At 49.4% G+C, this 19,132-nt stretch carries 19 protein-coding genes; all 19 read left to right on the top strand.

Going from position 1 to position 19,132, the window contains the following annotated elements; translation table 11 throughout:
* The first annotated feature begins 3 nt into the window (after positions 1-3).
* Positions 4-1,635 (top strand): recombinase family protein, encoded by a 1,632-nt coding sequence (locus EJ361_RS20960; protein ID WP_126247969.1) that lies wholly within the window; start codon positions 4-6, stop codon positions 1,633-1,635.
* Positions 1,636-1,792: 157 nt separating this feature from the next.
* Entirely contained in the window at positions 1,793-2,152 is a 360-nt protein-coding gene (locus tag EJ361_RS20955; RefSeq protein ID WP_126247967.1) for a hypothetical protein, read from the top strand.
* Positions 2,153-2,289: 137 nt separating this feature from the next.
* On the top strand, positions 2,290-2,619 hold the full coding sequence (locus EJ361_RS20950; RefSeq protein WP_240646697.1) for an ArsR/SmtB family transcription factor: 330 nt from the start codon (positions 2,290-2,292) through the stop codon (positions 2,617-2,619).
* Positions 2,616-3,242 (top strand): mercuric transport protein MerTP, encoded by a 627-nt coding sequence (gene merTP, locus EJ361_RS20945; RefSeq protein WP_126247963.1) that lies wholly within the window; start codon positions 2,616-2,618, stop codon positions 3,240-3,242. The genes EJ361_RS20950 and merTP overlap by 4 nt, the downstream gene beginning before the upstream one ends.
* Positions 3,243-3,280: 38 nt before the next feature.
* Entirely contained in the window at positions 3,281-3,496 is a 216-nt protein-coding gene (locus tag EJ361_RS26085; RefSeq protein ID WP_126247961.1) for a GDCCVxC domain-containing (seleno)protein, read from the top strand.
* A gap of 63 nt (positions 3,497-3,559) precedes the next feature.
* Positions 3,560-3,886, top strand: a complete 327-nt coding sequence (locus tag EJ361_RS20935; RefSeq protein WP_126247959.1) for a hypothetical protein — start codon at positions 3,560-3,562, stop codon at positions 3,884-3,886.
* Between the two features lie 72 nt (positions 3,887-3,958).
* The gene (locus EJ361_RS20930) at positions 3,959-6,130 is read left to right on the top strand and encodes a TonB-dependent receptor (protein WP_126247957.1); all 2,172 of its coding nucleotides are present in this window, start codon (positions 3,959-3,961) and stop codon (positions 6,128-6,130) included.
* A 63-nt stretch (positions 6,131-6,193) separates the two neighbouring features.
* Complete coding sequence (locus EJ361_RS20925) at positions 6,194-8,593, top strand: heavy metal translocating P-type ATPase (protein ID WP_240646696.1); 2,400 nt, start codon at positions 6,194-6,196, stop codon at positions 8,591-8,593.
* A gap of 596 nt (positions 8,594-9,189) precedes the next feature.
* Positions 9,190-9,762 (top strand): helix-turn-helix domain-containing protein, encoded by a 573-nt coding sequence (locus tag EJ361_RS20920; RefSeq protein WP_126247955.1) that lies wholly within the window; start codon positions 9,190-9,192, stop codon positions 9,760-9,762.
* Positions 9,763-9,847: 85 nt separating this feature from the next.
* A complete protein-coding gene (locus tag EJ361_RS20915; protein WP_126247953.1) occupies positions 9,848-10,435 on the top strand; it encodes a helix-turn-helix domain-containing protein in 588 nt (195 codons plus the stop codon).
* A 78-nt stretch (positions 10,436-10,513) separates the two neighbouring features.
* Complete coding sequence (locus EJ361_RS20910) at positions 10,514-12,772, top strand: heavy metal translocating P-type ATPase (RefSeq protein WP_126247951.1); 2,259 nt, start codon at positions 10,514-10,516, stop codon at positions 12,770-12,772.
* A gap of 35 nt (positions 12,773-12,807) precedes the next feature.
* Positions 12,808-13,863: a ferredoxin--NADP reductase gene (locus tag EJ361_RS20905; protein ID WP_126247949.1), complete on the top strand. Its 1,056-nt coding sequence runs from the start codon at positions 12,808-12,810 to the stop codon at positions 13,861-13,863.
* A 114-nt stretch (positions 13,864-13,977) separates the two neighbouring features.
* Positions 13,978-14,190: a heavy-metal-associated domain-containing protein gene (locus EJ361_RS20900; protein ID WP_126247947.1), complete on the top strand. Its 213-nt coding sequence runs from the start codon at positions 13,978-13,980 to the stop codon at positions 14,188-14,190.
* A 336-nt stretch (positions 14,191-14,526) separates the two neighbouring features.
* Positions 14,527-14,922 (top strand): HYC_CC_PP family protein, encoded by a 396-nt coding sequence (locus EJ361_RS26215; protein WP_404980229.1) that lies wholly within the window; start codon positions 14,527-14,529, stop codon positions 14,920-14,922.
* Between the two features lie 159 nt (positions 14,923-15,081).
* Positions 15,082-16,491, top strand: coding sequence for a hypothetical protein (locus tag EJ361_RS20895; protein WP_126247945.1), 1,410 nt, complete (start codon positions 15,082-15,084; stop codon positions 16,489-16,491).
* A gap of 27 nt (positions 16,492-16,518) precedes the next feature.
* A complete protein-coding gene (locus EJ361_RS20890) occupies positions 16,519-17,019 on the top strand; it encodes a DUF305 domain-containing protein (RefSeq protein WP_205687072.1) in 501 nt (166 codons plus the stop codon).
* Positions 17,020-17,069: 50 nt separating this feature from the next.
* Positions 17,070-17,408, top strand: a complete 339-nt coding sequence (locus EJ361_RS26080; RefSeq protein WP_126247943.1) for a four-helix bundle copper-binding protein — start codon at positions 17,070-17,072, stop codon at positions 17,406-17,408.
* A gap of 130 nt (positions 17,409-17,538) precedes the next feature.
* Positions 17,539-17,937, top strand: a complete 399-nt coding sequence (locus tag EJ361_RS20880) for an HYC_CC_PP family protein (RefSeq protein ID WP_126247941.1) — start codon at positions 17,539-17,541, stop codon at positions 17,935-17,937.
* Between the two features lie 107 nt (positions 17,938-18,044).
* A complete protein-coding gene (locus EJ361_RS20875) occupies positions 18,045-19,130 on the top strand; it encodes a YncE family protein (RefSeq protein WP_205687071.1) in 1,086 nt (361 codons plus the stop codon).
* The last annotated feature ends 2 nt before the right edge of the window (positions 19,131-19,132 follow it).

The following is a 19,132-nucleotide window of genomic DNA, read 5'->3' as shown; positions in this document are numbered from 1 at the left end:
TACATGAAGGTTGCCGATTTGTACATACGTGTCAGCACAGACGAACAGGCTGAAAAGGGCTATTCACAGCGTAGCCAGGAAGAAATGTTGAGGCGCTATTGCGATGTGAATAAGATCTCAATTCGGAAAGTCATATTTGAAGATCACTCTGCTAAGACCTTTGACAGGCCAGAATGGAAAAGGTACCTGGCGGATTTGCGTCGAAATAAGGGTCATTCCGATTTTGTCTTATTTCTAAAGTGGGATCGATTCAGCCGAAATGCGGGTGATGCTTATCAAATGATCAGTACCCTAAAAAAGCTAGGAGTGGAGCCCCAGGCAGTCGAACAACCATTAGATCTTTCTGTGCCTGAAAACAAAATGATGCTTGCCTTTTATTTAGCCGCTCCTGAAGTTGAAAATGACCGCCGTTCACTTAATGTTACAAATGGGATGAGAAGAGCAATGAAGGAAGGGCGCTATATGGGGTTCGCTCCGTTTGGCTATGTAAATAAAAATGATGATGCTGGGAAGAAGTTCATCGCACCAACCGAGCCGATGGCCAGTGTGGTAAGGTGGGTGTTTGAAACGATAAGTGAGGGAGAATTCAATAGTGAGCAAGTGCTAAAAATGGCAAGGGAAAGAGGTTATACCCGTTCGAAGAACAGTTTCTGGAATATGCTCCGGAATCCTGTCTACTGCGGTCTCATTGCCGTTCCTAAACAAAGAGAGGAAGAAGCCTCGTTACGAAACGGCATTCATGAACCGTTGATTTCCCAGGAGCTTTTTTACGATGTACAGGACGTTCTTGATGGACGAAAACGTGCACCAGCAAAGTTAAAAGTTTCTTCCGACGAGAGTTTGCCCTTACGTGGCTATTTAATTTGTCCTTGCTGCGGAAGGACATTGACAGGCAGCGCATCGAAAGGACGCAAGAAGTACTATGCATATTATCATTGTTTGAAAGGCTGTCCGACACGATTTAAGGCAGAAGTTGTAAATGATAAGGTTTTCGACCTCCTGGCGACGGTTATTCCTCGACCCGAGATGCTTCCATTGTTTGAGCTCGCGCTGAAAGAGGCGTGGTACACGAAAACTGATTTCAGGGACGCGGACCGAAAATCGGCACTTGCGCAGGTAAAAGAATACGAAACTCGTATTTCGAACATTAGGGAGATGCTTTCGTTAAAACAGATTGATCCAGCAGAATTCCGGGAAATGAAGACGGAGTATTCCCAAAAGCTGGAGCGACTCGAGGCTAAACTCGCGGCCGAGGAAAATAACAAATTCGATTTGGAAAGGCTTTTAGAACAAGCAATACCTAATCTTCGTAACCTGCGAAAGGCATATGAATTAGGTACAGTTGAAAAAAAGAGGAATATAATCGGTTCGCTTTATCCTGGTAAGCTAATTTATGACGGAACGGGAGTTCGAACCGCTCGACTCAATGAGGTTATTTCTGCGATACTCGCGCTGGACAAGGCTTTCGGCAAAATAAAAATGGACCAAAACAACAAGTCTGCTGTCTTGGTCCATCAGGTGATCCCGCTGGGATCATTAAAAATCCTGGCGAAATCCACTATGAAAGCGGAAATACCTCTATCAAAATTCGATAGGTCCCCGAATTGGTCCCCTGTGTGTTTGATTGCTTTTTAGCAATTTTAAGTAAAGAACAATTAATAAAATTATACACAAATTTATGAAAATTCCACCAAAGCAGCTGCTTTCCTGTTAATAAAATTGTGGAATTTTCTTCCATTTCGGAATGCTCAAATACCCCTATTTTCGATCTACAACACCAAAAACACATCTTATGGATTTTAAAGAATTTGGCCTCTACTACAATGCCGAAGCCGATCGGCAAGAGTATCAGGAACGTGTACAACGGTTAATAAATACCCTTGATTTCGATAAACTCGCCGTTATCAGAAACAAGTCCTTGAGCGAGCTGACTGAAGATGACTTGGCGACAATTGGCTTTTTGCCTCACCCATCGCAAGATTTCGCGAAGTTGTATTATTTCAGCGATCTGGACAATATTAAGATATATTTAACAATAGAAGACGGCGCATATAGCATTCGACGATATCGCCTCCAGCTTGACAAAACGCTTTCAACAACAGCAGAACTTATAGATGTCGCACTTATTGGCTGGAAGCTAAAGATGAAATAGGGTTTTCCATTCCCTGGTTCAAAAAATCAACTCCGTCTAATTATTTAAGCAATTGCTTAAATAATCGAGATTTTAGTTAATTTTGGTAGATGAATGGTAATACTTGTATTCGTCTATTCGCAGACCAGGCGCAAATCATGGCCTGCCAAGTCAAGTTGAAGACCGCACAGAAGGCTTTTTCCAGTTTGTCTGCCGTGCTGTCGCTCGCCGGCAATGAAGTCCGGCTGAAGATCATGTATCTGCTGGAGGAGGAAAATGAGCTTTGCCCCTGTGATCTTTCAGACATTTTGGGAATGACCATCCCGGCTATTTCCCAGCATTTGAAGAAACTGAAGGACGGCGGTATCGTTCAGACGCGGAAGGAAGGCCAGACCGTGTTTTACTCGCTGGTGAAGGAATTCCTCCCAACATTAAATCCGTTTTTTACACATATCAATTCGGAAACCCTTAAAACAGAAGTGCCATGAAAAAGGCCAGATCCTCCGGCGCCGCGATCGGGACGGGCATACTGACCGCAATTGCAGCATCCATCTGCTGCATTACGCCCATTATCGCCATGATCGCAGGCAGCAGCAGTTTGCTGGCCAGCTTTTCCTGGCTTGAACCGGCACGACCCTACCTTATTGGCGCTTCAGTGGCGGTTTTGGCATACGCCTGGTACCTTCAACTTAAAACTGCGAAACCTTCAGCTGATGATTGCCACTGCGAACCAGCGAAGAAGCCGTCATATTACCAATCAAAGAAATTCCTGGGAATCATCACCCTTTTCTCCGTGTTGATGATGACTTTCCCGCTGTATGCCAGTGTATTTTATCCGAAGGGCAATGAAAATGCAGCGGTGCATTCCATCGCGGATAACAAATTGCAGGCTAGGTTTACGATACAGGGAATGACCTGCGCGAGCTGCGAAGCCCACGTAAACAATGAAATTTCCAAAGTGCCGGGCGTTTTGACGTATGCGACTTCATTCAAAGCAAGAAACAGCGTGGTGACTTTCGATCCATCGAAAACTAACATCGATGCGATTTCAGCTGCGATTGGGAAAACCGGCTACAAGGTTCGGGGATCAGAAATTATGGATACAAAGTAATTTAAATTAAACCTGCTGATAAGGCAAAACATAAACCAATGCAAGAAAATATCGTTCTCGAATCGACAATCACTTGCCCGCATTGCGGCTTTCAAAAGGAGGAAACCATGCCGGTTGATGCCTGTCAGTACTTTTATGCATGTACGAACTGCAAAATCACGATAAAGCCGAAACACGGGGATTGCTGCGTGTATTGCAGCTATGGCACTGTCAAATGTCCGCCGATACAAATGAATAAGTCTTGTTGCGCATAGTCCGACAAACACCAATCCCTTTGACGGCTTTTGCATCATTAAATATTTTCGTAATTTCACCGGATGAAGTGGTTCTGGCTCCTTTTCGCCGCATACGTCCTCACCCTGTCCGCAGTTCCTTGCTGCGGCGAAGATGCATGCTGTGAAGACGAGATCGAACTGGCTTCGGGACGCGAGTGCGCAGATCATAACGATCATGAAAAACACGAGAAACCCGAGCTCCCCTGTTCACCCTTCTTTTCCTGCAATACCTGCCACGGTGTGGTTGTTACCGCAAATAAGGTAATTCTCACCGCCTGGACCATCCCCACGAAACACATTTTCAGCACACCGGATAGTTCCGTTCTTTCCATCTACCAGCCCGCCGTCTGGCATCCACCCAAAGCCTGATTTTCCATATCAACCATTGGCATCGCCTCCGTCAGAGGCGAATTGAACTGTTTTATCATACTATAAACCATTATGAAAAGAATCGTATTTACGGGCTTGTTAGCCTGTATCAGCTATATATGCAATGCACAAAACGTACTGATCGCGCGCATCCTGGAAGCAGACAGTAAAGTGCCTCTGACCGGCGCCACGGTTGCCCTTCCTGGAACTTCGCTCGGCGCGAAATCCGGTGAAGACGGCATCGCCATCCTCCGGAACATCCCTGACGGCCGGCAGGCTGTCGCGTTCAGCTTTGTGGGTTTTGAAACGATTATCGACACGCTGGTGTTCCCGCGCGGTACCGACACCCTAACCATCCTGCTTGAAGAAGAATCCGAGGAGATCGAGGAAGTGGTGATCACATCCACCCGAAGCACCCGCACCATCCAGAATATTCCGACCCGCGTGGAATTCATTGCCGGGGAGGAACTGGAAGAAAAAGGCAACATGAAACCCGGCGACATCCGCATGATGCTCAATGAAAGCACCGGCATCCAGACGCAGCAGGTTTCCGCGACTTCCGCCAACTCCAGCATCCGCATCCAGGGGCTCGACGGGCGATATACCCAAATCCTCAAAGATGGTTTCCCGCTGTATGCCGGGTTCTCCGGTGGTCTGGGCCTCCTGCAGACGCCGCCGCTCGACCTTAAACAGGTAGAGGTAATCAAGGGCTCGGCCTCCACGCTCTACGGCGGTGGTGCCATCGCCGGCCTGGTCAACCTCATTTCCCGGACGCCGACCGAAGAACGGGATCTCCGGTTCCAGGTGAACGGCACGTCCGCCGGCGGGCTGGACGTGAGCGGGTTTTATGGGCAGAAGTTCGAGAAAGTGGGCCTGACGGTGTTCGCATCCCGCAACAGCAACCGGCCCTACGATCCATCAAACACGGGTTTCACTGCGATACCCAAGTTTGAAAGGTATAACATCAACCCGAAGCTGTTCCTGTACTTCAACCCACGTACCCGTCTGAACTTTGGCGTAAACGCCACCCTCGAAGACCGCACCGGCGGCGATATTCAGTATATCAAAGGCCGCGGGGACGCTACGCATTCCTATTTCGAGAAAAACAAGACCCAACGGTACAGCACCCAGCTGGCATTCGATCACGATTTCAGCGAAAACAGCAGTCTGACCGTGAAAAATTCCGTGAATAATTTTAAACGAAAGCTCAGCATCCCGGGTTATGTATTCGATGGCACGCAATGGTCATCCTACACGGAAGCGGCCTACAGCCGGCATCGGGAGCGTTCCGAATGGGTTGCCGGGGTCAACGTTTACACCGACAACTTCAAAGAGGCCAAAACTGATACCATCCCGCTCCGGAACTACGATCAGAACACCGTCGGCGCATTCGTGCAAAACACCTGGAAGGCCAGCGAGGCAGTTCATCTGGAAACCGGGCTCCGCGGTGACTACGTGGTCGACTACGGCTTTGTGCTCCTCCCGCGGGCTTCCGTGCTGTTCAAGTTCTCGCCGAAGTTCTCGTCGCGGATCGGCGGCGGATTGGGGTATAAAACGCCGACCATTTTCACCGAAGAAACGGAAAGGCTCCGGTATCATTCCGTGTTGCCGATCAATTCGGACGATAACAAACTGGAACGGTCCTACGGCGCCAATTTCGACCTGAACTACCGGACCGGCTTCGCGGACGGAAAGGTTAGCCTCAGCGTGAACCAGCTGTTCTTTTACACCCGGATCAACGACCCGCTGCTGCTGACCAGCGCCCCCGGTAATCTCTACCGGCTCGTCAATGCAGAAGGCCATATTGATACAAAAGGATGGGAAACTAACGTAAAAGTGAGCTTCGACGATCTCAAACTGTTCATCGGTTATACGTTCACCGACGCGCAGATCAACGAAAACGGCATCAAACGGGAAAACTACCTGACTTCCCGCCACCGGCTCAACAATGTTTTGATGTACGAGATCGAAGAAAAATGGAAGTTCGGACTGGAAGGCTACTACTACAGCAAGCAGCAGCTGAGCGACGGCAAAACCGGCAAACCGTACTGGATTTGCGGATTCATGGCTGAGAAGATCTGGGAAAAGTTCTCCCTGTTCGTGAATTTCGAGAACTTCCTCGACACCCGGCAGACACGTTTCGATTCGATTTACACCGGCACCGTTACCAATCCCGTTTTCCGGGATATTTACGCGCCGCTGGATGGCTTCGTCGTAAACGGCGGCCTGAAGCTGCGCCTGTAAAACCTGATGATTTAACTCCGGCGGCGCTCGTGAAGTCGGGCGCCGCCGATATAAAGCCCTCATATGGAAAAAATCAAGATCGATCTGGATTTGGTTTTGCCGGAAGTTCCGGATGAAAGGGATGCTTGCGTGCAGCGCGTCATCGCCGCCATGCAGCAGCATAAAGGCATCGAAAAAGCGCACGTTGTACCTGCGGATACGCAGAACGGCGCCAGGCTTTGCTTCCATTTCGATCCGGACGAAATCTCGCTGGAGCAAATCCAACAATTCGCCCAGGAAGCAGGCGCATCCGTTTCGCGGAAGTACGGCCACCTGGTGATCGAGGTCGAGGCGATCCGGGAAATGATCGAAGCGGCCGTGGTGGAAAGTCAACTGAAAAAGGTGAACGGCATCGTGGATGTTTCCGTTTCCGCCACGGGCAACATCCGCATCGAATTCGACAGGAACGCGACCAATAAGGAAACCATCTTGAAGGAGATAGAGCGGCAAGGCTTGAAAACAAAATCCACCGCCGCCAATGTACATACCCATCAGCCGGAAGGAACCGGCGAGGAAGTGGAGGATGAAGAAGAGCACGATCACGCACCAGCACCGGCGGGCTCGTCCCCGTGGCGGGAGTATTTGCCCGCAATCATCAGCTTCGTGATGCTCATGGCCGGGCTTGCGGCCGATAACTTCATCAAACCGTCTTTTTTTACGGGCTGGGTGCGGCTGGTATGGTATGGCATAGCATATCTGCCGGTTGGGTGGCCGGTAGCCATGCACGGCATCCGGTTGCTTTTCAAAGGTGATGTGTTCACTGAATTCGTATTGATGACCATCGCCACCCTGGGCGCCTTCTATATCGGGGAATATCCGGAAGGCGTGGCTGTCATGCTCTTTTATACCGTCGGTGAGCTCTTTCAGGGCGCTGCTGTTAGCCGGGCGAAGCGCAGCATCAAGGCGTTACTGGACATTCGCCCCGATACCGCAATGGTGCTCGTGGACGGTAAATACAAATCCATGCGCCCTACGGCCGTAAAAGTGGGCGATACGATCCAGATCAAGGTAGGTGAAAAGGTGCCGCTGGATGGAGTTATCCTCAACGATGGCAGTTCTTTTAACACTGCCGCGCTGACGGGCGAAAGCAAACCCTCTTCATTCCGCAAAGGGGAAACCGTGCTGGCAGGTATGATAAATCAGGAAAAAGTCGTAGAGCTGCAAGTCACGAAATTGTTCAATGACAGCTCCCTGGCGCGCATTCTTACGATGGTCCAGGAGGCTACCACGCGGAAAGCGAAGACGGAACAGTTTATCCGCAAGTTCGCGCGGGTTTACACGCCCATCGTGGTTTTCCTAGCCATAGGCATCACGCTCTTGCCGTATTTCTTCGTCGATAATTATGTATTCAACGACTGGCTGTACCGGGCTTTGATCTTCCTGGTGATTTCGTGCCCCTGTGCGCTGGTGATCTCCATACCGCTCGGCTACTTCGGTGGTATCGGCGCCGCTTCCCGTAAGGGTATTCTGTTCAAGGGCTCCAACTACCTCGACCTCATTACCAAAGTGAACCGCGTGGTGATGGATAAGACCGGAACGCTGACGAAGGGTGTTTTCCGGGTGCAGGAAGTCCGCAGCTTCGACCTGCCGGAAGGAACCTGGCTGCCGCTGGCCGCTGCGCTGGAAAGCAAATCAACCCATCCCATTGCGGCCGCGGTTGTGGAGCACGCCGGAAAGGACGCTGACGGCCAGACCGTGGATGCGCTGGAGGAAATCAGCGGACATGGTCTGAAGGGTACGATCGGTGGGAAGATGGTCGCAGCAGGAAATGGAAAGTTCATGCAGAAGTTAGGGATCCCCATTCCGCCGGAAGCGACAGCGATCACCGATACCGTTGTAATGGTAGGCGTCGATGGAAAGTTTGCCGGATATATCACCATTGCCGACGAGCTGAAGGAAGATGCGCAGGAGGCCGTGCAGGCATTGCACGAAATGAATGTTCAGACAACCATGCTCAGCGGCGACAAGCAGGCCGTAGTTGATAAAGTGGCCGCAGTCCTCAAAATTGACCGCGCTTTCGGCGACCTTTTGCCGGAAAACAAGGTGGAGAAAGTGGAGCAAATCAAAAAGGAGCCCGGCGCCGTTATCGCGTTCGTGGGCGACGGTATCAACGATGCCCCCGTACTCGCGCTCAGCGACGTGGGAATCGCCATGGGTGGGGTGGGCAGCGACGCAGCCATCGAAACGGCGGACGTGGTGATCCAGACCGATCAGCCTTCCCGCATCCCCATCGCCATGAAGATCGGCCGCGCCACGAACCGCGTGGTTTGGCAAAATATTGCCCTGGCGTTTGGGGTGAAGGCTATCGTGCTGATTCTCGGTGCTGGTGGATTAGCCACTATGTGGGAGGCGGTTTTCGCAGATGTAGGTGTGGCACTGCTGGCGATTCTGAACGCCGTTCGTATTCAGAGGATGAAATTCTAATACAAAACAAGCGAAACCTTAACGGATTTCGCCTGTTTTGCCCCAAAATGCCCAAAACCTACATTCTCGCCTTCAATCAATTAATGCCCACAATTTCACTTTCAACAAAACGCCGAACAATTCAACTATTACGATCAACCTGCCACCTTTGCCGACCGAAGTTTGGCCAAAAATCCCGGCAGAATGGTCGAGAAGTAATACCTTAAACTCTTCCAACAGGAATATCTCTGCCGTATTCCATGAACGGATGAAGATGCGAATAATCTATTGTATTGCATATTTCCCCTGGCCCGGCGCCACTTTGGGTAAATATTTCAAGATAATTTCAGTAATCTGGAAGCTCCTTCAGGCATTTGCTACCATAACATATAATTTAAACAGCCGCGCTAACTCGCCCGGCTGCGCTTATGAATTTTGAGCATTGCGTTTCCTTTTCAACCATTCTAATAAACGGTTAAGCTTATACGCGCGCGTAGCGCTCTTGTCTACCCGCGCCTCCGCAACTTCCTGTTGAACTCGCTTGATATACGCCACATCAACTTTTATCTTTACTTTTGAAGCACAAATAACATTATAATGCGCCTTATTAACCTTCAATGATGGTAGTATTTATTAAAAACATGGTTTGCGACCGCTGCATCATGGTCGTTCGCCAGCTGCTCGAAGAAACCGAAATCCCATTTGAAGACATCCAACTGGGAGAAGTAACCATTTCCGCTCCGGTCGCTGAAGAAAAATTGCCGGTTTTGAAGGCCCGGCTTCAGCAACTGGGGTTCGAGCTGCTGGATGATAAAAAAAGTACCACGGTCGAAAGAGTAAAAAATATCGTAATACAACTGATTCACAGCGTGGACGAAGTAGAGCTATCCCAGAAACTCTCCGTCTTCCTCCAGGAAAAAACGGGGATGGAATACACCCAGCTCTCAAACCTCTTTTCTACGGTTGAAGGCACGACAATTGAAAAATACGTAATCCTCCAGCGCATCGAGAGAGCCAAGGAATTGCTTACCTACAACGAGCTCTCGGTAGGCGAAATAGCGGAAAAACTCGGCTACAGCAGTATCCAGTACCTTTCCCAGCAATTCAAAAAAGTTACCGGCCTTACCACGTCGCAGTTCAAACAGTCCCAGGAAAACCAACGGAAACCGCTGGATAAAGTAAAATCCTGATAATTTTATAATCGTTCGCCAAAATTATATAACAGTTCTTCCTGAACCTTGCCTCACCTTTGCATAAGTTCAAATATTTGGCTTTATGCATAGCACATACAAAATTTTCATAAAGGGTATGGTCTGCGAAAGGTGTATTCACTCCATCCGCCAGGTTTTGCGGGAGTTGAATATCCCTGTCACTAACATCAGTTTGGGAGAAATCACCACGGTATCCGCATTGTCCGCTCCCGATATTGCCGCCCTCAGCGAAAAATTGGCCCCACTGGGATTTTCGCTTCTGGAAGACAAGAAAACCAAGCTAGCGCGAGACATCAAGAAGATCGTGGAACAGGTGTACTCCGGATCCTATGATTTCCCCGCGAAGTTCAAATTCTCTGAGACGCTCGCGAAAAAACTGAATAAGGAATTTACCACGCTCAGCTCCATCTTTTCAGAGGTGGAAGGAATAACCCTGGAGAAATACATTATAGAATTTCGTATTGAGAAAATCAAGGAATTCCTCGTGTATACCGACGATTCCCTCACAAATATTGCCTACAATCTCGGGTTCAGCAGCATAGGCCATCTGTCCCGGCAGTTCAAAGCGAATACAGGGTTGCCCCCTTCTCACTTCCAGAAAATTCGGCAAAATAAGCAGTCGCTTTCTGGCAAAGGCAAGCCAGCCAACTGAGGAATTATATACAAATCTCCGGATATAGTGTAATAACCGCCCCGGTCTTCTGGCGTAATTTTGTTGAAAATCAGGAAAATGTCAACAACGATAACAGCAAGACCAGTGGCTACCTCCGATAGAAAAAGCGCCGGAACGATAAAGGAAACCTTTCCCGTCCTGGAAATGACGTGCGCGGCTTGCGCCATCAGTGTGGAATCCATGCTTAAATCCGTACCTGGCGTACAGGATGCCGGCGTAAATTTCGCCAACCAATCTGCCTGGGTGCAATATGGAAAGGGTGCAGTTACCCACGAAGAACTTCAAAGCGCAGTTCGCGCAATCGGATACGACCTCGTTATTGATCTCGAAAATCAGGACGAAGTAAAGGAAGAAGCCCAGCAACGCCACTACCGGGAAGTAAAACAACGTACAATATGGTCATCCATCCTGTCGTTGCCCATCGTAATTATCGGCATGTTCTTCATGGATATGCCCTACGGCAACTGGATCATGATGGTGCTGGCCACCCCGGTAGTTTTCTTCTTCGGTCGAAATTTTTTCGTCAACGCCTGGAAACAAGCGCAGAACAGGAAAGCCAACATGGATACTCTCGTAGCGTTAAGCACGGGTATTGCCTGGCTTTTCAGTGCGTTCAACACGATATATCCCGAATTCTGGCACCAGCGCGGACTTCATGCCCACGTTTACTTCGAGGCCGCCGCGGTAGTGATCGCTTTCATCTCTCTGGGCAAGCTCCTGGAGGAAAAAGCCAAATCCAATACGTCCTCTGCCATCAAGAAACTCATCGGCCTGCAGCCTAAAACAGTACTGATGGTAGATCCGGACGGAAACACCCGTGAAGTACCAATCGCCAGCGTGAAAGTGAATGACCTCCTGCTGGTAAAGCCCGGAGAAAAGATCCCCGTAGATGGGAAGGTTGCCGGTGGTGAGTCCTACGTCGACGAGAGCATGATCACGGGAGAACCGGTTCCCGTAGCGAAAAAGAGCGGAGACGCGGTTTTCGCAGGAACGATCAATCAAAAAGGCAGTTTCCAGTTTAAGGCTGAAAAAGTTGGTACGGACACGCTTCTGGCACAGATCATCAAAATGGTACAGGAAGCCCAGGGCAGCAAGGCGCCGGTGCAGAAGCTGGTCGACAAGATCGCCGGCGTCTTCGTCCCGGTAGTCATAGGCATTGCCATCCTGACGTTCATTTCCTGGATGGTGCTCGGTGGTGATAATGCGTTTACGCACGCGCTCCTCACTTCGGTAACTGTTCTCGTAATTGCCTGCCCCTGCGCACTGGGTCTGGCGACCCCGACGGCCATTATGGTAGGCGTTGGAAAAGGCGCTGAAAACAATATCCTTATTAAAGACGCCGAAAGCCTGGAACTGGCCCATAAGGTAAATGCCGTAATCCTGGACAAGACCGGCACCATTACTGAGGGCAAACCTGTCGTTACCGATATGGTTTGGAGCAATGGCCCCGTTCATGCCAGCGTACTGCTTGCGTTGGAACAACAATCCGAGCACCCGCTGGCGGAAGCCGTGGTAGCATATCTGAAAGAAGATCGCATTCAACCTGCCGCGCTGCAAGGCTTTGAGAGCCTTACCGGCCAAGGCGTAAAAGGTAGCTATGAAGGAACCGGATTTTATGTCGGCAACAAAAGGCTGATGGACGCGAAAAACGTCGCAATTCCGCCCCAACTGGCATATCAGGCCGGATCTCTCCAGGAGGAAGCCAAAACGGTCATTTATTTTGCATCCAACAATTCATTGCTGGCCGTCATCGCTATCGCGGACAAAATAAAGACCACCTCTGCTGAAGCTATCTCGGCACTCCGTAAGAGCGGCATTGAAGTTTACATGCTCACTGGCGATAATCAACATACTGCCGCCGCAGTAGCCAGACAGGTAGGTATTACCACGTTCAAGGCGGAAGTTTTACCGGCTTACAAATCCGAATTCGTAAAGGAACTGCAGCAGGCAGGCAAAGTGGTTGCCATGGTAGGCGACGGCATCAACGACTCCCAGGCGCTTGCCCAGGCCGACGTCAGCATAGCCATGGGCAAAGGCTCCGACATCGCCATGGATGTTGCGAAAATGACACTCATCACTTCCGATCTGAACAGCATTCCCAAAGCGCTCAAACTCTCTCGTAAAACGGTGAGCACGATCAAACAAAACCTGTTCTGGGCGTTCATCTATAACGTTATCGGAATTCCCATCGCAGCTGGGCTCCTTTATCCTGTAAACGGATTCTTGCTGGATCCGATGATCGCAGGGGCCGCAATGGCACTGAGCTCGGTGAGCGTTGTCAGCAATAGCTTGCGCCTGAAAGCAACCAATTTATAATATTCAGAATACGTTTCTAAATCTTAGAAATAAGCATGACATCATATACATGGGGCACCACCGCAATTGTCCGCGAAACTGAATCGGCAATTACGGTGGTCTTCGATTCGGGAATTGAACCCTTCCATTACAAACCGGGGCAATTCATCAATCTGACATTGCAGATCGACGGACAAGCTATCACCCGGTCGTATTCCCTAAGCTCCGTACAAGAGGAAGACGCCCATCCCGCCATTACCGTGAAACGGGTGACCGGCGGCATCATGAGCAATTACATCGTCGACCAGGCCGATAGCATCTCTCGCTGGCAGGTATCCGGTCCTTACGGATCATTTACACCGCCTGCTGAAGCATTCCATGCGGGCCATGTGGTGCTCCTTGCAGGGGGCAGCGGTATAACGCCTTTGTTTTCAATTGCCCGCTCCATTATTTCCGGGAGTAACGACACTCATGTTACGCTCATCTATTCCAACCGCACACCGCATGAAATTATCTTCCGGGGTAAAATAGAAGATTGGGCCTACCAGCATAAAGAACGGGTATCTATCCATTATGCGGTTTCCCAGCCCGGAAGCCTGACATCGATCCATGGAGCGGCACTGTTTCGTGGCCGTATCAATAAGCTCGCCGTGAAAAAGATGTTAAAAATGTCGGTCCCGAGCCCGTTGGAAGCTGCCCATTTCTTTATTTGCGGCCCGGTGGAACTGATGCGATTGCACCAAGATGTGCTGACGTCGCAACAAATACCCGAGCAGCAGGTGTTTACCGAGTGGTTTGCGCCTGATGAAAACAGCATCTCCGTTGTTCCACCCATCGAAATGCAGGAAGTCCTACTTCATTTTTTCGATCAGTCGAACCTCCTGGAGGTGCAGGCTGGAAAAACAATCCTGACTGCGGCGCTTGAAGACCGGATACCGCTTCCTTATTCCTGCAAATCAGGCACTTGCGGCATCTGCACGGCGCGGCTCACCTCCGGCCAGGTAAGTATGGCGAACAACTTCGCACTCAGAAAATCCGACGTGGAATCAGGGCTGATCCTATTATGCCAAAGTTACCCGGTCACCGGCGACGTTACCGTGGAAATTGACTGACGCGCAGCGATGGAATATTGTAAATCATAGTAGCAATTGTATAACAGGTACCCCGGCGAGACATCGTAATTTTACATCATCAAACAGGCAACGACATACTTAAAAGGATATACAATGGAAACAGTACAATTTAAAACGAACATCAAATGCTCCGGTTGCATTGCTACGGTAACCCCCTTCCTGGACGAACTCGCCGGCAAGGAAAACTGGGAAGTCGATCTCCAAAGCCCGGATAAAGTATTAACAGTTTCAACTGAGAAAGCTGGCAAAGAAGATATAAAAAAGGCAGTAGAGAAAGCAGGTTACAAGGCAGAAACATTGGCATAAGAACCAACCCACGGGCAGCTCAAAATGCTGCCCGTTTTTATTTTTGTATATTTGCAGCTATGGCATCGATAAAAAACATCATGATCTCCGTACTGAAATTCCTCTTTGTAAGAAAGAAAAGCTGCTGTAAGTAATCCCGTACAGCACGCCAGCCCCATTTCGTAGAAAATGTTCCTCTCTCTTTTTCTTTTTCAGCTCACCGTTAATACCCTAACCCAAACAGACAATTCGTTAATTTTCAATAAATTATAGGTAAACTTATGACTATTGATTAAAAATAGCGCATCTCATTGAGAGTGGTATAGTTTTTCGGCGTGGAGGTCAGAGACTTTCCACATGAAACGCATAAATAATGTTATACTGGCAATATTCTACCTTGTATATACGGGTGGAATAACCGTATACCAGCATTATTGCATGGGCGAGTTGCAAAGTGTAAGCCTGATCTTTACTCGTGACGGCCCATGTGGCAAATGCGGGATGGAAATACACACCGGGCTAAACAGCGGATGTTGTAAAGATGTAACGATAGCCAGCCCCCGCTCAGAAGATAGCCACGTTTCTACGTATTTTGCGACGCTTATCGCGGCCCACGCACAGGCAAATATCATTTTAATATACGACACCGCACCAATCTCTTTTTCGTCTGAAATTTCCGCTCCCGACATTCCCCACCATCCACCACCTATTGAACTCCCGCTATTTCTACGATTTCAAAACTTTCGTATTTGAGCGATCACCTAAATGCCACCTTTGGTGGTGAAGGGACGATATGCTGTTCCATTCAAAAGGTGAATAAAAAAGCCATCCGGTGATATATCTGCTTTTAAAAAATTACCGCCTTATCTACTGCTTACCGGGATGGGATTCCAACACAGGAAAAATTGAGGTATGAAAAAGAAATTATTCATTTTGCTGGTACTGATAACCATTTCAGGGGTATTGCGCGCGCAACACGAGCAGCATAAATCTCCACCCAAAAAGCCTGAAAAGCCGCCAAAAGAAATGCCGGCCCCGAATAAAGCAGTGAAGGATACCTCCATGCACGACATGCACAAAATGCAGGACAGCATGGAAATGCCTTCGGACGTACCCATGAGCCATGCGTTTTCGTTAAATCTCCCTATGAATCGAAACGGTTCAGGTACAGGGTGGCTGCCCGACGCATCCCCTATGTACGGTTATATGTTCCACTCCAAAAAGTGGATGTATATGGTCCATGGTAACCTTTTTCTCCGATACACCGACCAGGATGTCGGAAACAAAGGTTCCCGCGGCGATGAAAAATTCGATGCCCCAAATTGGTTTATGATGATGGCGCAGCGAAAGGTCGGCAGAAAAGGCCTGTTCCATTATAATGTAATGATCTCCCTGGATCGCATTACCGAAGGCGGTAGCGGCTACCCGCTGCTTTTCCAGTCCGGGGAAAGCTGGGAGGGACAACCGCTCGTAGATCGGCAACACCCCCACGACCTCTTTTCGGAGCTTTCCGTCAGCTACTCTTATGCCTTCTCCAAAAAGGTGGATGCGTTCGCGTATTTCGGATATCCCGGGGAGCCGGCCATTGGCTCCGTAGCCTTTATGCATCGCCCATCCGCACTTTCGTACCCGGACGCTCCGATCAGCCACCACTGGAACGACGGCACCCATATTACCTTCGGCGTGGCGACGCTCGGCGTCAGACTGGATAAGTTCAAGGTCGAGGGGTCTCTTTTTACCGGGCGAGAACCCGACGAAAACAGGTACAACTTCGACAAGATGCGCTTCGACTCCTGGAGCGGGCGACTGTCGTTCAATCCATCACCGAACTGGGCTTTCCAAGCTTCCCACGGATTCATCAAAAGCCCGGAGCTCCTGCATCCGGACGAAGACGTAAATCGCACTACAGCTTCCGCAATTTACAGCCTGCCCATGCGAAATGACAACTGGCTGAATGTCACAACGTTATGGGGACTTAATAAAACAGCCGGGCATGAGGGTGAAAACGCATTCCTACTCGAAGGGGCGCTACGTTTGAAGAAAGCGGAAGTATTTACCCGGTACGAATGGGTCCAGAAAGCGGTCGAGGAACTTAACCTTGATCCGGCCAAATACGGGGAGGCTACGCTTTTCCCCGTCAATGCAATTTCCGCCGGCGCTACATATGACTTGTTGAATATTCGGAAAACACGCCTTGCGCTGGGAGGGCAATTCAGTGCATTCCTTAATAGCAGTGCTCTGCATGAGTTATACGGGAAAAAACCCATAGCGCTCCAGGTTTATCTAAGGCTTTACCCCGGGCTGATGAAAATGCGACATTGAGTATTATCTAACCCAAAAAAGTTGATCATGGAAAAAGAGAACAGCAAAGGGATGCAACACGGCGAGCATAACAAGCATTACCGAAGCTTACTTGTAATGGTAATCCTTTCATTTATTTCAATGTACATCCTGATGTACGCAATGGTAGATACATTTTCGAATGTAATTCCAAATGTGAACCAGTTTTACATGGCGGGTCTGATGGCGAGCCCGATGCTAATAATCGAGCTGATCATCATGCGCTCCATGTACATGAACAAAAAATTGAACGGGCTGCTACTGGCAACCGGAAGCCTCGCCCTGGTAATTTTCTACCTGCTGATCAGACAGCAGGCCGCCGTATCCGACAGGCAGTTTCTCCGGTCTATGATACCTCATCATGCCGCCGCCATCCTGATGGCAAAGGAAGCGGCAGTTACCGACCCGGAAATTAAGGAGTTGTGCAGAACCATCATCACCAGCCAGCAGGCAGAAATAGATCAGATGAAAGCAAAATTAAAGGAATTAAAAAGCGAGCGGCCCCGATAGCGGGCGCCTTAATTCATTTAAATTATTCTTAACATCAAAAATTTTCAATTATGCCTCATCAACATTTTCAGGAGTGCATCGACGCATGTAATGCATGCGCGGTGATCTGTAACCATTGCGCGGTTTCCTGTCTCCAGGAACCGGATGTGAAAGACCTCGCCAAGTGTATCCAGCGTGATCTGGAATGCGCCACGATCTGCAACGCCGCCGTGCAGATCATGAGCATGGACGGTGAACTTAGTGCTCAGGTGTGCCAGCTATGCGCCGACGCATGCACCAGGTGTGCCGAGGAATGTGAGAAACATGCCCATATGGAGCATTGCAGAGAATGTGCGGAAGCGTGCAGGAAGTGCGCGGAAACTTGCGCTCAAATGGCGGAGCATGCATGATATATCAAAGCCAAGGGGAACCTTGGCTTTGATAATCTTTTATTTACTAATTATAAAATTTCTTATAATATAAAACTCTTACAAAATTATATAACAATAAATCGGGAATTACCCCTTATTTTTGCCACAGATGAAGAGGATCCTCACACTGATTCTTGCCCTGCTCTACATGGGAACGTCAACGGGCGCTACATTTCACATGCATTATTGCATGGGAAAGTTGGTGGACGTGAAGTTCTGGGAGCACGAAGCGCAGAAATGCAGTAAATGTGGTTCCGAAGAAAACAGCGTATGCGCCAAAAAATGCTGTAAAGACATCCATAAAACAGTAAAGTTCGAGAAAGATCAGAAAGTCTCGGAAAGCGTTTTTCAGTTCATGCAACTGGCGGCTATTGCTACTCCTATTTCTTTCATCGATATTCCCAGGGTGTTCCCTACTTCCATTGCAGTGGAACATCCTACCGGGCACGCCCCCCCACGAAGTAGCAAAGTTCCCGCACATATCTTTTACTGCACATTCCGCATTTGATCCTACCCCAAGTCCGGCGCTCTACGTTTTAATCCCGCTGTAGCTTTGAGGCGACCGGTAATTCCCGCTACATATTTTTCTACATTTTTTTAGTAAATATTTTAGTTATGCAATTGAGCAAACGCTTTGCAATTGTGGTAGCTGGTATAATTGTGTTCTCGCTGGTGATAGTCACCGCATGCAGAAAGCACAAAATGGAAGGCATGGATATGCCCGTAAAAGATATCAACTATCCGGCCGCCTATGTGGTAAATGGAGAATCCAACACGATTTCGGTAATAAACCTCAATTCCAACACCCTTACCGACACGATCGAGCTGATGACCGCCGGGGGAAATGATATGCCGATGTGGCCGCACCATATCTATCACTTTGCTGCGGGCGGAGCCCACCGGCTGGCCGTCGGTGTTCCGGGTTCCGACCTCAGTGCCGGACATGGAGGAAACATGGGCGGAATGAAGGGCCGTGTAATGATCATTGATGCCGTAAAGGGCTCCATCTCCAAAGACCTGGAAGTCCCCACCATGAATCACAACGCCGCTTTTTCTCCGGACGGACGGGAAATCTGGACGTCCCAAATGGAAATGGAAGGTAAAGTGTTGGTATTCGACGCTCAAAACTACACCCTGAAGAATACGATCCCGGTCGGTATGGAACCGGCGGAAGTCACTTTTTCAGCTGATGGCACGAAGGCTTATGTCGCAAACGGCGGCGACAATACTGTTTCCATCATCGACCCTGCCTCTAAAGCCGTGCTGACGACCATCCCTGTCGGTGAGAACCCGGTTGGGGCCTGGGTCGGGCACGACGGCAAAATGTACCTCGACAACGAGGACGGGCAAAGCATCAGTGTCATCGACGTAGCCACCAATAAAATTGTGCAGACCATACCGCTCGGATTTATGCCGGGAAGCGCGGCTCATCTTGCTTCCCGGAAGGAATTATGGGTAACGGATCCGGATAACGGCCAGGTTCACTTCTGGGTCCCGGACGCTACCGGCCAGTGGGTACACGGCGGCAAGTTCAATGCCGGCGCCGGCGCGCATGCGGTAGCCATTACCAGCGACGGCGCAACCGCATACGTAACGAACCAATCAGCGGCCAACGTTTCCGTTATCAAAGTATCGGATCACACTAAAATAAAAGACATCCCGGTTGGCAAAAAGCCGAACGGCATCGTAATCAAACAATAAAC

The sequence above is a fragment of the Chitinophaga rhizosphaerae genome, from assembly GCF_003958645.1.
Taxonomy (GTDB): Bacteria; Bacteroidota; Bacteroidia; order Chitinophagales; family Chitinophagaceae; genus Chitinophaga; species Chitinophaga rhizosphaerae.
The sequence above is the reverse complement of the archived record's forward strand: the minus strand, read 5'-3'. Positions and strand labels throughout refer to the sequence as shown.